The organism is Desulfacinum infernum DSM 9756 (assembly GCF_900129305.1).
Taxonomy (GTDB): domain Bacteria; phylum Desulfobacterota; class Syntrophobacteria; order Syntrophobacterales; family DSM-9756; genus Desulfacinum; species Desulfacinum infernum.
In genome coordinates this window covers 1-18,430 of sequence record NZ_FQVB01000056.1, presented here as the reverse complement: position 1 = coordinate 18,430, position 18,430 = coordinate 1, and the positions used below count along the sequence as shown (strand labels likewise).

At 59.1% G+C, this 18,430-nt stretch carries 22 protein-coding genes; 5 read left to right on the top strand and 17 right to left on the bottom strand.

Translation table 11 applies throughout. The annotated features are described in order from the left end of the window. The 7 genes from BUB04_RS17795 to BUB04_RS17765 form a co-directional block, all read right to left on the bottom strand. A partial coding sequence (locus tag BUB04_RS17795) for an ATP-binding protein (protein WP_178372040.1) occupies positions 1 to 472 on the bottom strand: 472 nt, incomplete at its 3' end. Next, the gene (gene istA, locus BUB04_RS17790; protein WP_143156554.1) at positions 469 to 1,959 is read right to left on the bottom strand and encodes an IS21 family transposase; all 1,491 of its coding nucleotides are present in this window, start codon (positions 1,957 to 1,959) and stop codon (positions 469 to 471) included. The genes BUB04_RS17795 and istA, both read right to left, overlap by 4 nt. A gap of 453 nt (positions 1,960 to 2,412) precedes the next feature. After that, on the bottom strand, positions 2,413 to 2,844 hold the full coding sequence (locus BUB04_RS17785; RefSeq protein WP_073042012.1) for a PilZ domain-containing protein: 432 nt from the start codon (positions 2,842 to 2,844) through the stop codon (positions 2,413 to 2,415). Positions 2,845 to 3,227: 383 nt separating this feature from the next. Next, positions 3,228 to 4,157 carry a tyrosine-type recombinase/integrase gene (locus BUB04_RS17780; protein ID WP_084076630.1) on the bottom strand — a complete coding sequence of 310 codons (930 nt, stop codon included), beginning with the start codon at positions 4,155 to 4,157 and terminating at the stop codon, positions 3,228 to 3,230. Next, the gene (locus tag BUB04_RS20345; protein WP_073042007.1) at positions 4,154 to 4,507 is read right to left on the bottom strand and encodes a DUF2493 domain-containing protein; all 354 of its coding nucleotides are present in this window, start codon (positions 4,505 to 4,507) and stop codon (positions 4,154 to 4,156) included. Before BUB04_RS20345 ends, BUB04_RS17780 begins: the two co-directional genes overlap by 4 nt. After that, on the bottom strand, positions 4,508 to 6,163 hold the full coding sequence (locus tag BUB04_RS17770; protein ID WP_073042005.1) for a single-stranded-DNA-specific exonuclease RecJ: 1,656 nt from the start codon (positions 6,161 to 6,163) through the stop codon (positions 4,508 to 4,510). It lies immediately after the preceding gene. Next, entirely contained in the window at positions 6,123 to 7,535 is a 1,413-nt protein-coding gene (locus BUB04_RS17765) for a DEAD/DEAH box helicase (protein ID WP_073042003.1), read from the bottom strand. Before BUB04_RS17765 ends, BUB04_RS17770 begins: the two co-directional genes overlap by 41 nt. A gap of 59 nt (positions 7,536 to 7,594) precedes the next feature. Between BUB04_RS17765 and BUB04_RS17760 the strand changes: the two genes are divergently transcribed. Continuing rightward, the gene (locus BUB04_RS17760) at positions 7,595 to 7,900 is read left to right on the top strand and encodes an HU family DNA-binding protein (RefSeq protein ID WP_178372039.1); all 306 of its coding nucleotides are present in this window, start codon (positions 7,595 to 7,597) and stop codon (positions 7,898 to 7,900) included. A gap of 7 nt (positions 7,901 to 7,907) precedes the next feature. On the opposite strand, the gene BUB04_RS17755 is transcribed toward BUB04_RS17760, so the two are convergent. Then, positions 7,908 to 8,387 carry a hypothetical protein gene (locus BUB04_RS17755; protein ID WP_073041999.1) on the bottom strand — a complete coding sequence of 160 codons (480 nt, stop codon included), beginning with the start codon at positions 8,385 to 8,387 and terminating at the stop codon, positions 7,908 to 7,910. Between the two features lie 165 nt (positions 8,388 to 8,552). On the opposite strand from BUB04_RS17755, the gene BUB04_RS17750 reads away from it, so the two are divergent. Next, positions 8,553 to 9,056 (top strand): hypothetical protein, encoded by a 504-nt coding sequence (locus BUB04_RS17750; RefSeq protein WP_143156552.1) that lies wholly within the window; start codon positions 8,553 to 8,555, stop codon positions 9,054 to 9,056. Positions 9,057 to 9,212: 156 nt separating this feature from the next. On the opposite strand, the gene BUB04_RS17745 is transcribed toward BUB04_RS17750, so the two are convergent. From BUB04_RS17745 to BUB04_RS17730, 7 genes are all read right to left on the bottom strand, one after another. Continuing rightward, positions 9,213 to 9,812 carry a uracil-DNA glycosylase gene (locus BUB04_RS17745; RefSeq protein WP_073041995.1) on the bottom strand — a complete coding sequence of 200 codons (600 nt, stop codon included), beginning with the start codon at positions 9,810 to 9,812 and terminating at the stop codon, positions 9,213 to 9,215. A gap of 74 nt (positions 9,813 to 9,886) precedes the next feature. Continuing rightward, positions 9,887 to 10,279, bottom strand: coding sequence for a hypothetical protein (locus tag BUB04_RS17740; protein ID WP_073041993.1), 393 nt, complete (start codon positions 10,277 to 10,279; stop codon positions 9,887 to 9,889). Positions 10,280 to 10,740: 461 nt separating this feature from the next. Continuing rightward, entirely contained in the window at positions 10,741 to 10,866 is a 126-nt protein-coding gene (locus BUB04_RS20185; RefSeq protein ID WP_281246618.1) for a hypothetical protein, read from the bottom strand. Between the two features lie 6 nt (positions 10,867 to 10,872). Further along, positions 10,873 to 11,010: a hypothetical protein gene (locus BUB04_RS19505; RefSeq protein ID WP_178372038.1), complete on the bottom strand. Its 138-nt coding sequence runs from the start codon at positions 11,008 to 11,010 to the stop codon at positions 10,873 to 10,875. A gap of 63 nt (positions 11,011 to 11,073) precedes the next feature. Continuing rightward, positions 11,074 to 11,214 carry a hypothetical protein gene (locus BUB04_RS19500; RefSeq protein ID WP_178372037.1) on the bottom strand — a complete coding sequence of 47 codons (141 nt, stop codon included), beginning with the start codon at positions 11,212 to 11,214 and terminating at the stop codon, positions 11,074 to 11,076. Between the two features lie 57 nt (positions 11,215 to 11,271). Then, positions 11,272 to 12,066: a ParA family protein gene (locus tag BUB04_RS17735; protein ID WP_073041991.1), complete on the bottom strand. Its 795-nt coding sequence runs from the start codon at positions 12,064 to 12,066 to the stop codon at positions 11,272 to 11,274. A 188-nt stretch (positions 12,067 to 12,254) separates the two neighbouring features. After that, a complete protein-coding gene (locus BUB04_RS17730; RefSeq protein ID WP_073041989.1) occupies positions 12,255 to 12,848 on the bottom strand; it encodes a hypothetical protein in 594 nt (197 codons plus the stop codon). Between the two features lie 387 nt (positions 12,849 to 13,235). Between BUB04_RS17730 and BUB04_RS17720 the strand changes: the two genes are divergently transcribed. The 3 genes from BUB04_RS17720 to BUB04_RS17710 are packed head-to-tail and all read left to right on the top strand — an operon-like array spanning position 13,236 to position 15,717. After that, the gene (locus BUB04_RS17720; RefSeq protein WP_073041983.1) at positions 13,236 to 13,499 is read left to right on the top strand and encodes a hypothetical protein; all 264 of its coding nucleotides are present in this window, start codon (positions 13,236 to 13,238) and stop codon (positions 13,497 to 13,499) included. Beyond that, positions 13,472 to 14,527 carry a hypothetical protein gene (locus BUB04_RS17715; protein ID WP_073041981.1) on the top strand — a complete coding sequence of 352 codons (1,056 nt, stop codon included), beginning with the start codon at positions 13,472 to 13,474 and terminating at the stop codon, positions 14,525 to 14,527. Before BUB04_RS17720 ends, BUB04_RS17715 begins: the two co-directional genes overlap by 28 nt. Next, positions 14,524 to 15,717: an exonuclease domain-containing protein gene (locus BUB04_RS17710; protein ID WP_073041978.1), complete on the top strand. Its 1,194-nt coding sequence runs from the start codon at positions 14,524 to 14,526 to the stop codon at positions 15,715 to 15,717. The genes BUB04_RS17715 and BUB04_RS17710 overlap by 4 nt, the downstream gene beginning before the upstream one ends. Positions 15,718 to 16,324: 607 nt before the next feature. Here the strand turns inward: BUB04_RS17710 and BUB04_RS17705 are convergent. Then, complete coding sequence (locus tag BUB04_RS17705) at positions 16,325 to 16,651, bottom strand: hypothetical protein (protein ID WP_073041976.1); 327 nt, start codon at positions 16,649 to 16,651, stop codon at positions 16,325 to 16,327. Between the two features lie 42 nt (positions 16,652 to 16,693). Then, positions 16,694 to 17,605 carry a ParM/StbA family protein gene (locus BUB04_RS17700; RefSeq protein WP_073041974.1) on the bottom strand — a complete coding sequence of 304 codons (912 nt, stop codon included), beginning with the start codon at positions 17,603 to 17,605 and terminating at the stop codon, positions 16,694 to 16,696. Positions 17,606 to 18,430: the final 825 nt, after the last annotated feature.

Below are 18,430 nucleotides of genomic sequence, written 5' to 3'. Positions count from 1 at the left end.
TCAGCCGCTGGAGCAACCTTTCCTGTCTGGCCTCCACCAGTTCGTTGACCAACCCGTAGCAGGTGACAAAACGGGTCCGATAATTCTTTCGGCACGCTTCCATCCCCAGGGCCGTCGCCATGTGGGTCTTGCCCGTGCCGCTTCGGCCCAGGAAAATGACATTGCGCCGTTCGTGGATGTACTCACCCTCCACCAGCTGCCGAAAGAGCCTCATGTCCAGGTCCGGTACGGCCTCGAAGTCAAAGCTTTCGAGGGGCTTGAGAAGGGGAAATTTCGCTTCCTTGATTCGCCGATTGAGACGACTTTCCGCGCGCGCCTGGAGTTCGGCGTGGGTCAGCTCCAAAAGAAACTCTTCGCAGCCGATGCCTGCCTCTTTTGCCTGACGAAGGAGAACTTCCAGGTTGCGAGCCACTCGCGAAAGATTCAAGGCTTTCAGGTTGGCCTCCAGTTCCACCAAAGCACCCGGCCTCATAGCGCACCTCCCAGCTGCCCGTAGACGGACACATCCGCGGGAGGAAGCGATGACCAGGCCCTCAAGGGCTCCGAGGAGTGAACCTCGCAGGCCCTTTGCGCCAAAAGATGACGAACCCCGTCGCTCGTGCTCACTCGGTTTTTACCGGCCTGCTCCACGGCCGCTTCCATCTCATCGGCCGGATGTTCTCGGTACAGCATGAGCACCGTGATGAAATCCTTGATTCCTTTGGTCTCCCCCTGGGCCGCGCAAAACCGCTCCAGAAGGACATGAAGTCCATGGGGCCAGCTCTCGCGCCATTGCCGAATCGGTCTTGCACTATGGAAGGCCCTCGGCCGCTGCTGGATCAACTCCAGATAATGATCCGCCTGGAGGCACCACTTGTTGTTGCCGTACATCCGCTCATGAAGGGCCAGCTTTTTCCCGTTACTGAAAATCTCCACCCGATCCACGTAAAGCAGAACCTTGGCCTTGAAACCCGCGTAAGCGCTCGGTACCGAGTAGCGATTCTTGTCCGCAACCACCGTGGCGTACTTATCGACACGCCCCTCCAAATACCTCACGTTGCTGAACCCCTCCCTCGGAAGCGGCAAAAGGTGCTTCTTTTCCTCCTCGTACAAAGCGTTCACCGTCCGATCCCGGCCCGCCATCTTGTGCTTCCCGTAGGACAAGCACTGTTGCAGAATCTTCTCGTTGAGCTCCTCGAGGCTTTCGGCCTCCGGAATCGGCACCATGTAATTGCGCCGAGCCAGACCCACCAGGCCTTCAACGCCTCCCTTTTCATGGGCCTTGCCGGGAGTGCAAAATTTCGCCTCGAAACTGTAATAGGCCTTGAACTTGGAAAAGGCTTCTTGTTCCTGGCGGTCCTTGCCTCGCATGACCTTGCCCACAGCGGTGGTCAAGTTGTCGTAGATCAGAACCGGAAAAACTCCCCCGAAAAACTCGAAGGCGCGCATATGGGCGTCAAAAAAGGCTTGCTGCCGTTCGCAGGGATAAAACCGTACAAAGTGCTTGCCCGAATATTTGCTGCGCATGCAAAAAAACTTCAGCCGCTGCGTCTGCCCTGCGATCAGCGCTGTCGCTTGGCCCCAATCCACCTCCCCTTCGTAGCCCGCTTCTGGATCGCACGGGATGAAGGCACCGGGCCCCGCCAAGCCTAGCTGCATCTTGGCCAGCCTCACGTATCGGCGCACGGTCGATTCACTGCCCTTAAAGCCGTGTTCATGAACCAACCGATTGTAGATCCGCCGCGCTGTATGCCGCTGATTGGAAGGCTTGTCCTTGTCGCTTGCCAACCATCTGTCGATAATCTTCAGATAGCTCCCCAGGGCCGGAAACGGCTGGTGCTGCCGCTCCCCGTATCCCCAAGGTTCCCCACGAATCGCCTTCTTCACCGTATTGCGGGAATGGCCGGTCAGACGTGCCAGCTCACTGATGCTTTTCCCGTAGACCCGATACCCCGTCCTGATCAACTCGTATTGGTCCATCTTGAGCACTCCTCTCCTCCCGTCTTGTTGGCACCCGTTTGCACCAACTTAACAGGAGGACTACCGCCCAGGATGGTCAATTTTCGGTTATCACTCGCCCCTTTTCCTGGTCAATTTTGGGTTATCACAACCACTCTGGCAGCGGAGGCTGCCGTACTCGTTCCTGACGACCCTCAAAGGGCGGTCGAGATCTTTGCCGAAATCCTTTATGCGATCTCTCGCGTCCGATACTACCGACCCAGATCCCCGCGGCCCTCCCAACCCCGCGTGACCAAACGACCCCCCAACAAATGGTGCTCAGGAAGGAGGGAAAAGCTTAAAAATGCTTAAGTCAACAGCATTGACTTCTGATGCTGGGTCATGACAGTAGTTCTCGGTCTGCGTGGCAAAGCACGGGAAGCTAACCAGGATCAGGGCGACCAAGAATAACACGGTTGTCCGCACGATCCCCTCCTACAGATTAGACAGAAGGGACTCAACGTCCTTGGTTTCCTCTGGATCCACAAATGCACAGCCCACAACAGTGCCGGTCACTCGGCGAACGAGGAGGGCTTTCTGCATGATGGACCCATGCGCGTTGAATTCGATAAGCAGAATCTCGCCTCGTTTGAATGATGTTCTCCCATCTGCCACAGCGAAGCCCAATCCAGTGATCGAGAGATCGGTGACTTTTGCCTTGTAGTAGGCGCCTGCTGGATAAAGTCTCCACACGGTAGCAGGATAAGAGACAGAAACACGGGGAGCTGAACGGAAAAGAGCATTGAGCCCGTATCCCACGGCCAAGCGTATCACTTCATCCCGACCCCATCCGAGGTCTGGATTGCGCTGACGGAGAAACCTTAGCGCCTCCTGAAGCCTTTTCTCAAGGTAGGTGCCGAACTGCATCTCAATGTGCTGTCCAACTAAAGGTTTTACAGATGTGTAAAATATAGCAGAATGTGAAGGGTTTTACAAAGGAAAAAGGCCCGTTTCACCAATTGGCGAGAAAGATAGGAGTTTGCAGGTATAAACCAAGCGCGCCGTGGCTTGCTCCGGGACAAAAACAGAGCCCGCCGGCCAATCCGGCGGGCCCGACATCCCGGGATCCCTCCCGCCCGAAGGAGGATCCCATTTAATAATGACCGGCTCGCTTTCCGACCGTCAACCCCCCGGGAAAGATTTTCACCCGGCTGCCGCAAGAAGGCCGCAACTGTCGAAACCAGTTAGCTGCCAAACCGCCCGCCACCTGTTCACAAGGGAGGACTGGGCGGAAACCACAACAGCCGTCGTTAATTGTGACGAACAAAGCTCGGAAACGACCCCACCGCCTTTTCCAGCGCCTTTGCCGTCGTATGGACGTACCGGCTCGTCGTCGAGAGATTGGAATGCCCCAGAAGGGCCTGGATCGTCTTCACGTCCGTTCCGTCCATCAAGTATCGGCTGGCCCCGGAATGCCGAAGCAGGTGGGGACCCATGCGGCGCTTGACGAGGCCCGCGTGTTCCAGGGCCTTCCGGACCATGGTCTGGATCTGGCGCACGCTGAGCTTCCGGCCACGGGTCGAAAGGATTACCCACGGGCTTGCCTTCCCGGCCCAGTCTTCTCTTTTTTCAAGCCAACGATCCAAAAGATCCCGGATCTCCTCGTTCAGGGGGATCCGGCTTTCCTTTCCACCCTTTCTATGCACCCGGATGGCCCCGGGACGGGACGAAATGTCCAGGTCCTGAAGCCGCAGCCCGGAAACCTCGGAAACCCGGAGACACAGTCCGGCCAGGCAGGTGACGACCAGAAGGTTCCGGTCCACCACGCACTCGGAGGACGTGTCCACGACGGCCTGAAAGAACTTCTGGAGCTCTTCCTCGTTCAGAAAGTCGGCCTCCGGCGGGGGCGACTTGGGGACCGGCAGGGACTCCAGGACGTTTTCCAGCACGAGGTCCTCGTCCACGAGGTAATCATAGAACGCCGACAGCACGGCCATGATGGTCCGCTTGGTGCCGTTCGTGACCTTCAGGGCCCCCAGGTAGGCGGTTACGAGATTCTTGTGGGTTTTGTGAGGAGCAGTGACACCTTTCTTCCGGGCGAAATCGGCAAAACGGCAAAGCTCCAGGCGCCGGTTCGCAGCCGTGGACTCCCGAAACGCCCCTGTGGCCACCTGTCGCTCCAGGTACTCCTCGATGGCCTCATGGAGAGTAATGTCCCGGCAGGGCTTGTAGATCATCATAATTCTCCTTCCACCCGAAAAACGAAAACCTTTAGGCCCAATTTGCGGGCCTTTTGAATCATGTCTAACGTCCCCCGGCTTTCGCCATCCCAGACCGCCACCAGGGCATCGGCGTACTCGGCCATCTGGGTATTCCGAAGAACGCCAGCCCCCCGGCCGTATCTTTTCCAGTCTGCCCGGAAAACGCGAATCGGAACACCGTTCCTGCGGGCCCAGGCTTCACCCAGACGATCCACACCCCGGGCTCCGCCACTTACAAGCTCCGTGATTTGAAAGCCGCTCTGCCGGATCGCTTCAGAGATTATTTCGGGATCGTTGATGGTTCTGGAACCGGCCACAATTGTGCGCATTTAACCCTCGCTTATCACATCCTCCACCACCATCTCCGGAGCGCTCCAATAATCGCTCCACCCTACCTTGCCGATCACGAGGGCGTTTCCGAATCCTTCCAAGCGCCCCCGAAATTCCGCCCCGTTCCACCAGACCGCCCGGAGCCGGCGGCCGTTTTCGCCCAGGGAGACCTCCAGATGGTTGTTGAGGGCTCCCATGGTGCGAAGTCCGGAAATGGGAGCCTCAACGGCGAAGACCGGCTTGGGATTGCCGTACCCGTGGGGCTCCAGAACGGCCAAGGCGTCCACAAAACCCTTGTCGATGGCCTCAAGGGAAACCAGGGCATCCACGGTTCCCCTGGGAACAAAAAGCTCCGCCGGATACCCGGCCAGGACCTTCTCCAGCTCCTCCCGGAAGGCTTCCAGGTTCCCGGGGGAAAGGGACAGGCCGGCGGCCATCTTGTGCCCGCCCCAACGGCCCAGGAGGCCTTCACAGGCAAGGAGCGCCCCGTGAAGGTCCACTCCCGGAACACTTCGGCCGCTCCCGGAAAGCAGGCCGGTTTCCCGGTCCGGAGTCAGCAGGATCACCGGGCCGTAGTGGTGCTCGCCTTCGATCAGCTTGGACGCAGCGATCCCCAAAACGCCGGGCTCCCAGGAATCCCCCGCCATGACGAGCGCCCGGCCTCTCGGCGTGTCCCGCAGGCGCTCGATGGCGTCCTTCAGGACCGCATCTTCCAGCATCTGGCGCTGCCGGTTCGCCTGGTGGAGCCTGGCGGCATAGTCCCGGGACCGCTTTGGATCCCCTTCCATGAGGAAACGATAGACCTCCATGGGGTCCACCATGCCGCGTTTTCCCACGTTGAGGCGGGGAGCGATCTGGAAGGCGATCCTTCCCGCCGTGATCTCCTTTCCGGAGATCCCGGCCGCTTCCGCCAGGGCCTCCACGGGAAGGCTGAGGTCCCGGGCGATAGCCTCAAGCCCTTTGGCAACGAGAATCCTGTTCCCCTCGACGAGAGGCACCATGTCCGCCACGGTCCCCAGGGCCGCGAGGGCCTGGTAGCGGCCCCCCAGCCTGATGTCGCAACCGAGAGCGTTTCGGAGCCTGCTGAGAAAAAGGAGGGTGAGTCCGGATGCGCAAAATTCCTTGAAACGCGAAGGGCATCCCGGTTTCTTGGGGTTTACGAGAAAATCGGCGGGAGTCTTCCCGTCCTTTGTCTCGTGGTGGTCGATGACGATGACGCTCATGCCGGCCCGGCGGGCGGCGGATATGGGCCCATGGTCCAGGGAGCCGCAGTCCATGGCGATCATCAGCTTCGCCCCGGCGGCCTCCCGGACGGCCCGCATGGGAATGCCGTAACCCTCCTCCCGGTGGGGCACCACAATGGAAAAGTCGTGGCCGATCTCACGGAGAAACATGGAAAGCTGGGCTGCGGAGGTCAGCCCGTCGCAGTCGTAGTCGGCGACGAGGAGAACCTTGTGGCTGGCCAGGATGTGACGGGACGCCAGCTCGGCCGCCTCGTCCAGGCTGTCCATGTCGAGGTACGAAGCCAACGCGCCTAGGTCCGTCCGGACGAAGGACTCCGGGTCGTGACCCCGCCGCCGCAGAATCCACGCGGCCGGATCCCCGGTAAGCGTTTCACCGGGAAGCTCCCACCGCCGTTTCAACCCCTTCTTCATCAAGATTCTCCTTTGTCCCCATCAGGGACTGGAAAAGCGATTGCCTCTTGAAAAACGAATGCCGAAAGACGCCTTCCAGCTCATCGCAGTAGTCCACCACGACCGCCTTGTCCTTCCCGGGCGCAGGCCGCAACACCCGGCCGAGATACTGGATGACGCGCCCCGAGAAGCGAACGGGGGTCGTAAGCACCAAGGCATGCAGGTTCGGACAGTCGAACCCTTCCCCCACGAGCTGCCCGGTGGCCAGAAGGATTCGCACCTTCCCACGGTTCAGGGTATCCACAATCTTGGTGCGCTTTTTCTTGGGAAGGTCTCCCGTGAGAATGACGCACTGCTCGCCATGAGATCGAATGAGCTTGGCAAGAATCAACAAGTGGTCCTTCCTGTCGCTCAAAACCAGAATCGTGCCGGTGATCCGCTTGCACAAATCGAGCACATCATCGACGATGAGGGCGTTTCGCTCTGGATTCTGGGTGAGCTCGGTAAGGGCGGCGGGATAATTTTCCGTCGGGTCGGAAAAGGCCGTAAACGAAGTTTTCCGCACCACCAGCTCCGCCGGAAGGATCGCCCGGCTTTCCAGGAGCCGGTCCCGTTCCACCTCATGCACCTTGTCGCCCAAGAAGCAATAGATCAGTTTCGACAGCTTGTCCCGCCGCCAGGGCGTTGCGCTCAACCCCAGCATGTAGCGGCAATCGAAGGCCGAAACAGCCTCGGTGAACGTCCTCGCCGGAGCCCGGTGACACTCATCGACGATGAGGTGGCCGAACCGGGACGCCACCTCGTCGGCGCACTTGTAGAGGGTCTGCACCATGGCCACCGTAATGGGGGCGATGGTTTTCTTCCCCCCTCCGATCCGTCCCACTTCTTTCGCGGGAATACCCTGGAAGGACTCGATCCTGGCCACCCACTGTTCCGCCAATTCCCTGGTATGGACGATGATGATCGTCGGCTGCCGGCGCTTGGCGATCACGGCCAGGGCCATGACGGTCTTGCCCGACCCCGTGGGGGCCGTAAGCACGCCGAAATCCCGCGCCAGGATGGCACTTGCGGCCTCATGCTGATAGTCCCGCAGCTTCCCATGGAATGAAAACTCAACAGGCGGACACAAGCGGCGCCGATCGTCGATTTCACATGAGATGCCATCCCTCCGGGCCGTGGTGACAATCCACCGGGCCATTCCGCGCGGCACGATGAGATTTCGGCCGCGCTCCTTGAAGAACCGGAGGACGGGCGGAATGCCGCGAGTGGAACGCTCCATTCGCTCGGCTTCGATATACGCCGGGTTATCAAACGTCAGCGCCCGACGAAGCTCGGCCAGGAGCGGAAGCGGCCCCCCGATGATTTCAACATCCGACGAGACGATTATTCGCATCACGACATCCTTCTTTTTTGTTTTTATTCCTCTTCCCCTTTATACGGGAAAGGGAAAGGATGTTTCACCACCACAAAAAAAGGAGGCAGAAGATGAACAAGAAGGAGCTGATCGAAAAGGTTGCCGCGACTGCGAACGTTTCCAAGCAGGACACCGCAAGCGTCGTGAATGCCCTGCTAAACGAAATCGAAGCGGCCCTGAAAGCGGGCGAACAAATAGCCATCACGGGCTTCGGTTCTTTCAAAGTCGTGGACCGCCCCGCACGCGAAGCCAGGAATCCCAGGACGGGCGAAAAGATCACGGTCCCGGCGTCCAAGGTTCCCAAATTCGTTCCCGGCAAATCCCTGAAAGATGCCCTGAACTAGCTCGCCACTAGGCTGCCCCCTCCTCTTCCCGCCTGGAGCGGGAAGAGGGGGAGCAATCCAGACAGTCTCCATTCTTCCAGTCGATATACTCGGAGGCTTCCTCGAAGGACCAGAAAAGAGCCGTCTCCGGTCCTCCCGGGGCCGCCTCCGCCGGCCCCACTACGGACCATTGATATTCGGCTTCTTCGTATGTCAGGGGACGCGGTATTCGGATTCGGTATTTCTGGTTGGCGCGGCGAATGACCGGCGTGCCGTACCGTTCCTTCAGCAGGAATTTCCCGAACTCGCCCTTCGGGGCAAGTTCCGGGCAGCCGGAATTGATCCAACAGGCGTATTCAAGAGCATCGTCCCACGTTGGGAAAAAGATCTTCCGCTCTCCCCAAAACCCTGCGTCGTCGCTCGGAACAACCGGATACCAGAGACGGTTCGCATCATCGGGCTCCAAAGGCTGGGAACCGAGGAAAAAAATTTTGCGCTCTTCGCTCATGGCCCAACCTCCTTTTCCCATTAAGGGGAAGTGGCCTCCTAAAAAACCTCCCAAAGCTCACCGGATGTTTCCCCTTTCCTCCAAAAGGCCAAAATCCCCAAAAGAAAGAAGGAGAACAACATGATGTCCAAATACGAAATCCACCGTGCTATCCAGGAAAGAGTGTTGGAAGAATGCGAAGAAAAGGGGCATCCGGCTTTTGATGTCATGACGCGCTGCCTGCCAGCCTTCTATACGCATGTCATCAATCCGCCTTCACATGCGGACTGGCTTCTCTCATCTCATATCAAGGAAATTGCCTCCCGGTTCGAGCAAGTATCCTGGCCGACGACCGACAAAGCCATCGAAGACACTTTCCTGCCCCCTACGCGGGCCGAAATTCTCGCAATTCTATCCGAGGCATCCTACAGGGCTCCGCTCACCTACGAGGCCATGGCCATCATGTCCAACACGCTGGTCGAAGTGTGCGAGGAAGAGGGCATAAAGCAGGACGCCATTACGCGGGAGAGTCTGAGCGAATTCGAGCGGCTGGAGCTTCTCGATAGGCTCAAGAGAAGCGGCGTGGGAAAGCCCCGGGTGGCCGCCCTCCGGGAGATGAATCGACAGATGAAACGCGAAATCGCCGCCGAAAAGAAAAAGCGGAAACCGGCGATGGCTGTGGGGATGTAGTCCCTCCCCTCGCCAAAGGGAAGGGCTGGCTTCTCCCTCCCCAGCCCTTCCCGGAAAAACAACATCAAACCGAAGCCACGTCCACAACCCTCTCATCATCCCCAATGTCGATCAGGCGAAGCCCCTGGGCCACCCGGTCGATGGATGGAAAAATGCTTAGATGCCGGCCACGGCCTTGGTTCCGGTGGAGGAAAGGAGGATTCCCAGATACCTGAAGGCCTCCTCCATCTCAGATCGGCGTTCGGGCTGGTTGAAGTTGAGCGGGGACGGGTGGTAGGCCACAAAAATTGGCCAGGGGTCCCCATGGATCAATACTCCATTGCACGACGACATCGGCACCCGATTCGCCAGCAGGGCTTCCGCCGACGTGGAACCCAGGCAGACGATCAGCTCGGGAGACAAAATCTCCAGCTCCCGTTTGAGGTACGGCAGAAACAGCTCCATCTCCCGTTTGGTGGGCTTGCGATTCTTGGAGGGATTTCTGGGATCAACAGGACGGTACTTTACGACGTTAGTAAGGAAGATCTCGTCCCGCCACAGGCCGGCCAGTTCCAGGAGACGGTCCAGATTGCGCCCGGCCGGGCCGACAAAAGGACGCCGGCGTTTTTCTTCCTCCTCCCCGGGGGCCTCTCCGATGAAAACCAGACGCGACTCGGGATTTCCAAACCCGGGAACAAAGGTCGTTCCGAACTTGGACATCCCGGCAAAACGGGACGCAATCTCGTCGTAAAGGGGTTGAAGGCTGGGTGGGATCATGATTCGCCACTCCTTTGGGTTCGGCGGACACGCTCACACTCCGCATTCTATACATTCCAAAAGGGGAAGCTCAATCAAAGAGGTTTGAAGACGTTTTTCCGGAAATGCTCCCGCCTGTGGGTGTCCCACATGGCGCCGGCCCTGTTCAGCCGGTCTATCCGCTGCTTTTCGGCCTCCGGAAGCCCATGCCACCACACCAGGAATGCGTCCTCGAAATACTGCTCCTGCAAATTCCGGATTTTTTCGGCCTTTTCCCGAAGGGCCTCGGCCACCAACTCCTGGCGGCTCTTGTACCCGGGAGGTGGAGACGGCATGCCGTTTTTGAGGGATGCGACGATGTAGCCGAGAGGATTTTTGATTTCCCGACAGTTCTCGGGCTTGGCCATCCAGTCGGCACGATCCAGTGCCTCCGGCAGTCCATCCAGGTCCAGGCCCAGTGCCTTCCAGGCCCGCCGCACCTGGCGCATCTGGGTCGGACCAAACCCGATCCGCGGGAGACCGGGATACAACTCGGGATCGAAGCCACTCTTCTCGTTCGCCGAGTCGTCTTCCGTCGCGCAGATAGATAGATTCTTTCTTATAAAAGATCTATCTATCTGTACGAACGCCACAACAGAATTCGGGTCTATTTTTCTGAGCTTGGCCATGACCGCATCAGCATCATGGCACACATAGCTCACGGGAGCGACATGAAATGAGATCACCTTGCGCCCCCGACGGACAGCCCTGCGCTCCCGCAAGATTCCCAGCTTCCTGAAGTTTGAAAGAATCTGTCGAACATGCGAATAGCTGCCCCCAACCGCTCTCGCAATCCTGTCCTGTGATGTCTCCGAGCCATTGAGGGATTTCAAAATCTCATAAATCAGAGCTTCTTTTGAAGTAAAATTAAACCTTTGCGTGGATGGAGCACCTGCTTTTTCATCTGCCGTTACACCTGCCGGTGCATCTGCCGTTCCCTCTGCTGATACACCTGCCGTTCCACCTGCTTTTTCGTATGCCGTTTCACCTGCTGATCCACCTGCCGGTGGACCTGCCGTTCCGTGTGCTGATTCATCTGCCGTTATACCTGCCGGTGGACCTGCCGTTCCCTCTGCTGATACACCTGCCGTTCTACCTGCTTTTTCGTATGCCGTTCCACCTGCTGATCCGCCTGCTGGTGGACCTGCCGTTCCGTGTGCCGCTTCATCTGCCGGTGCATCTGCTTTTTCGTATGCCACTCCACCTGCCGGTAGAGGTGCCGCTAGAGGTGCCACTCCGTCTGCTACTGCCGTTTCACCTGCCGGTGCATCTGCCGGTGGACCTGCCGGTCCATCTGCTGATTCATCTGCCGTTCCACCTGCCGGTGATTCCAGCGGTGAAATTCGAGCCAGCGTTTCCTTTGCCGCGCGAAATTCATCTTCAAACGGCTTGGCCTCCCGCACGTAATCCAGAAAGCTCCTGCGTTTCTTTCGAGTCATCATCAGCGGACCCCCTCCACGGTTTCGATGAATTCCCGTGCAAGCATGCGATAGGCTTTCGCCGCCCGCGAACCGGGGTCGTGCTCGAATATGGTCCGGTACATGTATTCAGCTTGTTGGACTGCCGTATTGAGGGGAACGATGGTTCTGAAATGGCGTTCGGGGAATTCCATGCGAACCTGCTCGATGATGTGACGTGCCACCAGTGTCCGCTGGTCGGCGCGATTGATCACGAGGCGCAAAAACCGAAGAGATGGATTCAGCGCCTGACGGACCTCATCTATGAGGTCCAGCACTTTTCGAAGTCCCGCAAGGCTGTGTCCGGACGCGGCGTCTATCGGCACGATGACACAATCACTGGCGACCAGGGAAATCGTCAGCCACAAGCCGATGGAAGGCGGGTTGTCCAGAAAAACAAAGTCATACGATCCCGAAGGAAACAAGGCGGGGAGCCGGTCCCGCAAGATCGTAAACGTCGCCGGCACCCCGCGACCAAGCGGAATGTCCAGGGCGCTGCTTTCTTCGATGTTTGGCACGCAGTACACATTGAGATGTCGAGTGGGGACAACGAAATCGGAGCCGGAAAAGGAATCGCCCGCTTCGGGCTCCAGCAGATCATACATGGTCCGCCCGCGAACGACCGGCTCACCGCCCAACAGGATGCTGGTCGCGTTGCACTGGGAATCCATGTCCAGGACCAGCACCCGCTTGCCCATGCGTCCCAGCGCGGCGGCGAGGTTGCAGGCAATGCTCGTTTTCCCCACCCCTCCCTTGTTGTTTCCGATGGTGACTATCATAATGCGACAAAATAATCATCCCTCATCCTCCTTTTCTCTCCTTAAAAAGAGAAATACGGAGAAACGAGTATTTCTTGCCAAAAAATCCCCATCCCCCGCGAAAGGGATGGGGTTTTACGGGAGGTACGCATAAAAAGCGTGTTATCAGGTAAGGGGAAGCGGCAAATCCAAAAAACATCCCCTTAAAATCACGCGCCAGGCGTGAACGGGTTTCGGACGGGCCGTCTCGGCGGCGGAGAGAGAGCGGGCGGCTCTTCCTCCCTTTCCGTCCCCTCAAAAAGTTCCTGCCTCCGGGCGCGGGCCCATTCCAGGGAGTTTTCCTCCACGGCCTCCAGCGCCCGTTCCATGTAACGTTCCAGGAGGAGGTACAATCCGGGATCAATGGGAAAGCTCCTGTTCTCCTTCTTACCCCCCTCCGCCTGGGTCACGAACACGGAGAAACTTCTGCTGCCGTCCTTCGCCTCCCTCATGGAAAGCCCCCAGGTGGTGGTGCGTTTGCCGTTCGTGTGGACAAAGCTCAGCAGGCCGGCCGGAGCTTTCGGGTTGAGCCAGGCGGCGAAGCGCTCGAACCGCTCGGCACCGAATTCACGATAGAGCTTCAGGGCATGGCGCACGTTCATGAGCTCATGAATTTCAGCGGCCACCGTGCTCTTTCCCGTGATGGAGCCGTCCTTTCCACGGTCGCAGATGGTGATGAAGGCCTTGGGTTCCCCGTCGGGGACTTCGATGTTAAACATTTTGTCGCGAGTAAAGAACGGTCGGATGTAGAGATCCTTTCCCATCGTTTTCTCCTTTCAGCCTGGAAATGGGCCGCCCCTCCGGCTCCGGCGGGCTGTTCGTATCACTTCCCTTTCCCTCCCGGCGATTTCTTCGGCCATGGCTTTTTGCGCCTCTCGGGCCGCTTCCTCACGGGTAAGAGCATATCCGGACCGGATCTCGGCCCAGGCCGCATCGGGCTGGCAAATCGCCCAGAACCAGGAACTTCTGTTCCTGCTGGGCGGTTCGATCACGATTTCCGGCGGGACGCTCTTAATAGAACGAGGCGCCATGATGGGGTTTCTCCTTCTTAGATCCTTCTTTACCCGGTAAGGGGAACGTGAAGGGCGGGATTGGGCGCCTTTTTCTGAGGCCCCTGTTTCCCCTTTCTTCATGAAAGGAGACGAACCGCCATGACCTTCACGATCACGGTGCATCTGGACCATATCGCCGTTCCCACGGGATACGTGATTTTTGACGTGGATCCGGCTACGAACGGAGTAAAGGTCGCCATCCAGGCCAACCGGAACGCTCCGGACGAGGTGTTGGCTCACGAGATCCATCACGCCATAAAACTCGCCCGGATGTTCACCGGCGGCGAGAAAGTGGGCATGGACACCTTTCATTTGCTCGAACGGGAGGCCAACGCATGGGCCGAAACGCTCAACGCATCCTGAAGCAGCTCCAGCGGATCGCCTCCGTCAGTCTGGACGACCAGGGACATCTGCGCATCCTGCCGAAAGAAGGGCTCTCCTCCCGAGACCAGCAATTCCTGGATGAAAAACTGATCGAACTTCAGTACAATCCGGAGCTGAGGGATGGCCTGGCGGCGGAGTTGAGTTCGGGGCACATCGGTGCGGCAGCCACCCCGGACCACTCCCCCCAGCCCCCATCCCGCCTTTCCGAGACACCCTCTCGGCCGCCGGAAGGCACTACTTCCCCTTTGCCGAGCCCAGCCCCGGCGGCCGTCCCCTCTTCCTTCCGTCTTCTCGATGGGTTTCGTGTGGAGGCAAACGAGATTGTCCTCTACGACCGGGAAAAGCTCGCCGAGATGAATTCCTGGCTCGCGCACAAGGAGTATGCCCTGGGTGCGCGGCTCTACCAGTATTTTCTCGACAAAGCCTTCCTGGAGCCCCGGGAGGGCAGGGCCTTCAAGATCCGACGGGGCCGGGAGGTCTTCTGGGTCTTTGCGGGTCTTTCCATGGCCAATCTCAACCGGGGGATCGGCTCCATCCATTGCCCCGTCTATTACGTCGGAGAGGACCGCTACGAGAAAGTCTTCGATCCACGGCAACGACGGCAGGCAACCGACACGGCGGACAAGGAATTCCGATCCCAGCAAACCCAAACCGAGCCGGACTATCTCTATCCGGAAAACTCCGACCATCCCCACACGTTTCCCATCCCCATGGGAGCCAAGGCCAAAGTGGACGCCATCCGGGACGAGGCCCTGGAGAAGGGCTGGACAGAACACGCTCTCTATTCCAATCGGGGCACCTATCCATTCCCCTACGGGAACGACTACGGACTGATCTGCTACCTGGACGAACGGACCAGGATTGAAGCGATCCATTCCGACCATATCAAGATCCGGCGCAACCAAACGACCTTCCGGTTCGCCAATCCGGACGCGGAACAGCCCTGGAAGCGCAGGATCAAGGACTGGGCGCCTCCCCGTGAGCCCAGACTGGAGATGTCGCCGTGAGAGAGCAATTCCCACTGATTGCGCGGGTGGCCGCCCGCGAGGGAAAGCCCATCGCTTTTTTCGACATCGAGACAACCGGGCTTCCCAAGGACGGTCCCGTGGGCATTCTTGAGTTCGCCTATCTGGCGGTGTTTCCGGACGGAAAGATCGAGAGCCGTTCCTACCTGATCAATCCGGGCGATATTCCGATTGATCCCGGAGCGGCGAGGGTTCATGGCATCACCAAGGAGGTCGTGGCGGACGCCCCGGAATTTCCGGCCATCAGCCACGTGATTTCCATCCTGTTCGACCGGACCTGTTGCGTGGCCTTTAACGGAACCACCTTCGATCTCCCCGTAATCCACGAAAATTTTACGCGATACGGGTTGCCCGCCCCGGAACCTTCCCGTTTCATCGACGCACGGAAAATCTGGACGAAAACACAGAAAACCCAAAAGGGAACCTTGCTCAAGGTGGCCCAGCACTACGGCGTGGAGCCCGGAGAGGCCCACCGCGCTCTGGGTGATACGATAACCATGGCCCGGGTGGTGGAGGAGATGATCTTCCGGCATGGGGCGGATACGGTGTTCGACCTGGAAGCCTCTTCTCCCGAAAGCGCAAAGCCTCGCCGTCCCGTCCAGGCACGCGGCGGAAAGCAAGGGCCGGACGCGGATCGGGTTCGAGCGGCGGAAGAAGAAACAAAACCGGCACAAGAGCAAACCTCTCCCCCGAAGACCAGGAAATCCTTGGCCATCGAAGCCATCCAGGCGCATCTCGCGGCCCACGGACGTCTTCTCCCGTCCGACTATGAGCGAGTGGGGGCCTCTGCCGGCCTACCCGCCCACCATATCTCGTTCGCCCTGGGCGAGCTCCTCACGGCCGGCCGCGTGGACCCTCGGCAGGTGGAGGATGTCCGCCAGCAGGCCATGATCCGCCGACACCTGCCCGCAGCCGTCCGGTCCGTCGGCACCGACCGCCTCAAGCCCCTCAAGGAGGAACTGGACCGGCTTTGCGGCGCTCCCATCGACTACGTGCAGCTCCGGGTAGCCCTGCTCCGGACCGGCCATCTCCAGCCGGCGACCGACGGCTCCCGGCCCACCGCCACCAGCCACCCTTCTTTTTTGGCGGAACGGGTTCATGGTGGAGGCGAACCGGAGCGCGAAGGCGTGAGCCGAGCGCGGAGGTTCGCCGTTTGGGGGGTTCAAAGATGATCGCAAAGCAATGGACCAACGGCGCCGACTCCGCAGCCCCGAGGGCCGAAAGGCCCGAAGGGGCTCGGTGGAGGCGCGTGGCGCGAAAGCGCCACAAATTAGTACGTGGGATAAACGCGGGAAAGATTCCCCTTACCGGAAGAAAGGAAAAAACGATGGCTCAGGAACAAACCCGACAAAGCCCCCTCCGCAGCCCCGAGGGCCGAAAGGCCCGAAGGGGCTCGGTCGGGGGCGTGGAATCCGAGGAGGAGGAGAGTCGGCAGAAGAACCGAAAGTGAAGGATAACCAGCGGGTCGATTAACCCGGCCTTGGAGCCGGGAGTGAAGGAAAAGACGGCCTGGTGAGGGTCCCAAAAATTTTTTTTGGGACCCTCACCGGGAAGGGGGGAGTGCGTTTATCAGCATGGTATATAAGGGGGGGGGTGGTTAAGGAGGGGGGGGGGTGCCGCCCGCGGCGCCGCCCCCCTCGCATTTCAGGCTCGGGGTTCATCCCCCACCCATCCGAATTTTCCCAAACACCCTCACGCAAGCAAAGCCCCCCAAAAGAGAAGCGGGGAGCCCCGTATATCCGGCGCTCCCCGCTTCTCTTCGACCCCCCCCATAAAGATTCAGAAATCAATGAGCTTGTCCAGGCGCTCCTGGAGGGACCCCAGGATGGGCTCCTCGCTTTCGGGTGGCAGATCACCCTCGTCGTCCTCGGGAGGAAAGGGCGGGAGGTTTTCTCCCACGTGCAGGGCCAACACGTCCTCGACCGAGAGTCCGACGGATTGGAGGATGGCCTTGGTTTCCCGGGCCTTGATTTCGTTGATCCATCCACGGGCGTCGGCCCTGATGATGATCTCGGATACGGTTTTCGTCCGGACCTTGGGCGGGAGCCTCATGATAATTTTGTAGGCTTCTTCCGACAGTCGAAGTGTCGTTCGCATCGTTTTCATAAAAAAACTCCTGTTGGTCAACTGTTGGTCAACAGTCTTCTATTAGGCCAACAACATTTGGCCAATAGCGTTCGCGAACTCGGGGTTTTCCGGCACGATCACGGGGAGTCCCGCGAACAGATCCTGGGGATCGAAATAGTACACGCCGCCGCCGGCCACGATCATTCCGTCGATGTGGTCCGTTTCGCCCCCGAATTCCTCTTTGATTCTGGACCCCAGGGCGGCCTTATAGTGGTCGGCCGCCCTTCGTTTGGCTCCGGAGAGGTCGATGGTTTCGCCATGGAAATTAGCCTGGCCGGTGCGGAGAAATTCCTTGAGCGTGTGGAATCTCAGTGTTCGGAGATCCGTTTCGCCCATCTCGGCCCGGAACAGGTCCACGAGGAACGTGACGCCGCAGTTTCGCCACGTCCCGCCCCGGCGGGTCCGGACAATGGTTTCCCCGGTTTCCGAGCTTGTTGTTTCGATGAGCAGGTGGTCCACCGTGTTATAGCCGATGTCGATGACGAGGTGACGGGTTTCGGGTTCCAGTCTGTTGGCGACGACCTGGGCGATTCCGAGCCCCTGGGGAACGACGCCGACGTTTTCCCAAAGTTTTGCCAGGCGCTCCCGGTATTCGTCCTTGCGCGTCCAATAGATCGGGGGGACGCTGGCCACCACGGACGCGAGGTCCCCGATGTGTTGGGTTTGGCGGATGTAGGAGACGTAGATTCCGGCGGCATCCATGATGTCGTCGAAATCGGCGGGAGCGATTTGGGCCCGTTCCCTCTTCGCGTCCTCCCCCACCAGGTAGCGTTTGTCTCGGTATTCGACGATGATTTTGTTCGTTGCGTCCATGGGGGAGGGGACGTACTTGGCGTACACGGACGGAAACGAGAATAGGAGGGGATTCGTCTCCTTCCCGTTTCGCGCGGCGAGCTTGACCTCCCCGAAGCCGATGTCCAGTCCGATTTGCATGGTGCTCCTCCTTTCCTTGATTAGGGCTTTTCCTGTTTTTGAGAAAGGGGAAACTGATGCAACCCGTGACACCTTGCATTAAGTGGCACGGGGTTGTGCAGGGCTGTGACGGTGATGCGGGCGTCACAGCCCTGCACTGGGGTGTGACGGCCGGCACCAACCTGTGACGTTTTTGAGTTCCTCGAACTTGTCACAGTTCTGCACAGGGGTGTGACGCTGATCCGGTTTTTCGGAATCACACCGATTCTCTTGCTATTAGGCTCCAAGTGTCACAGCTTTGCACAGGGGTGTGACGCTGATGCCGTTTTCGGGTTTTGGCCCGGATCGCCGAAATCGCCCCTCTGTCTCCCCGTTGCATTGGGTGTCACAGGGTTGTGCAGGGCTGTGACGGTGGTCTGAATTTCCGAATCGCACCCGTAGGGCCGATTTTCGGAAACGCCTCCCCCCCCCCTGCACCGGCCGTCACAGGTTCGCATTGACCCGTGACGGCCGGTGCAGGATGTTTCACCGTTGCATCGAGTGTCGCACCCGTGCATTGGGTGTCACGGGCTTGCATTGAGGTGTGACGGCGGCATCGGTTTTTCGGCGGCTCCCCCAAAAAGGCGGGCCGTGCGAATCCACGGCCCGCCTTGGTTTTGTGGTGGTTTTGCTTTCGCGTTAGGCTCTTTCCGTCCGTTTCCACCTTCACTAATACGTGGAAAGGGGAAAATTTTGCGTGGAGGGGATTCTTTTGGGAAAGGGCGGACGGAGCCGGGCGGTTGGCGAACCCTCCCCCTCTCTCCTTCTCGGAGAGAGGGGGAGAGAGAGGATGTCACTAACTGACAC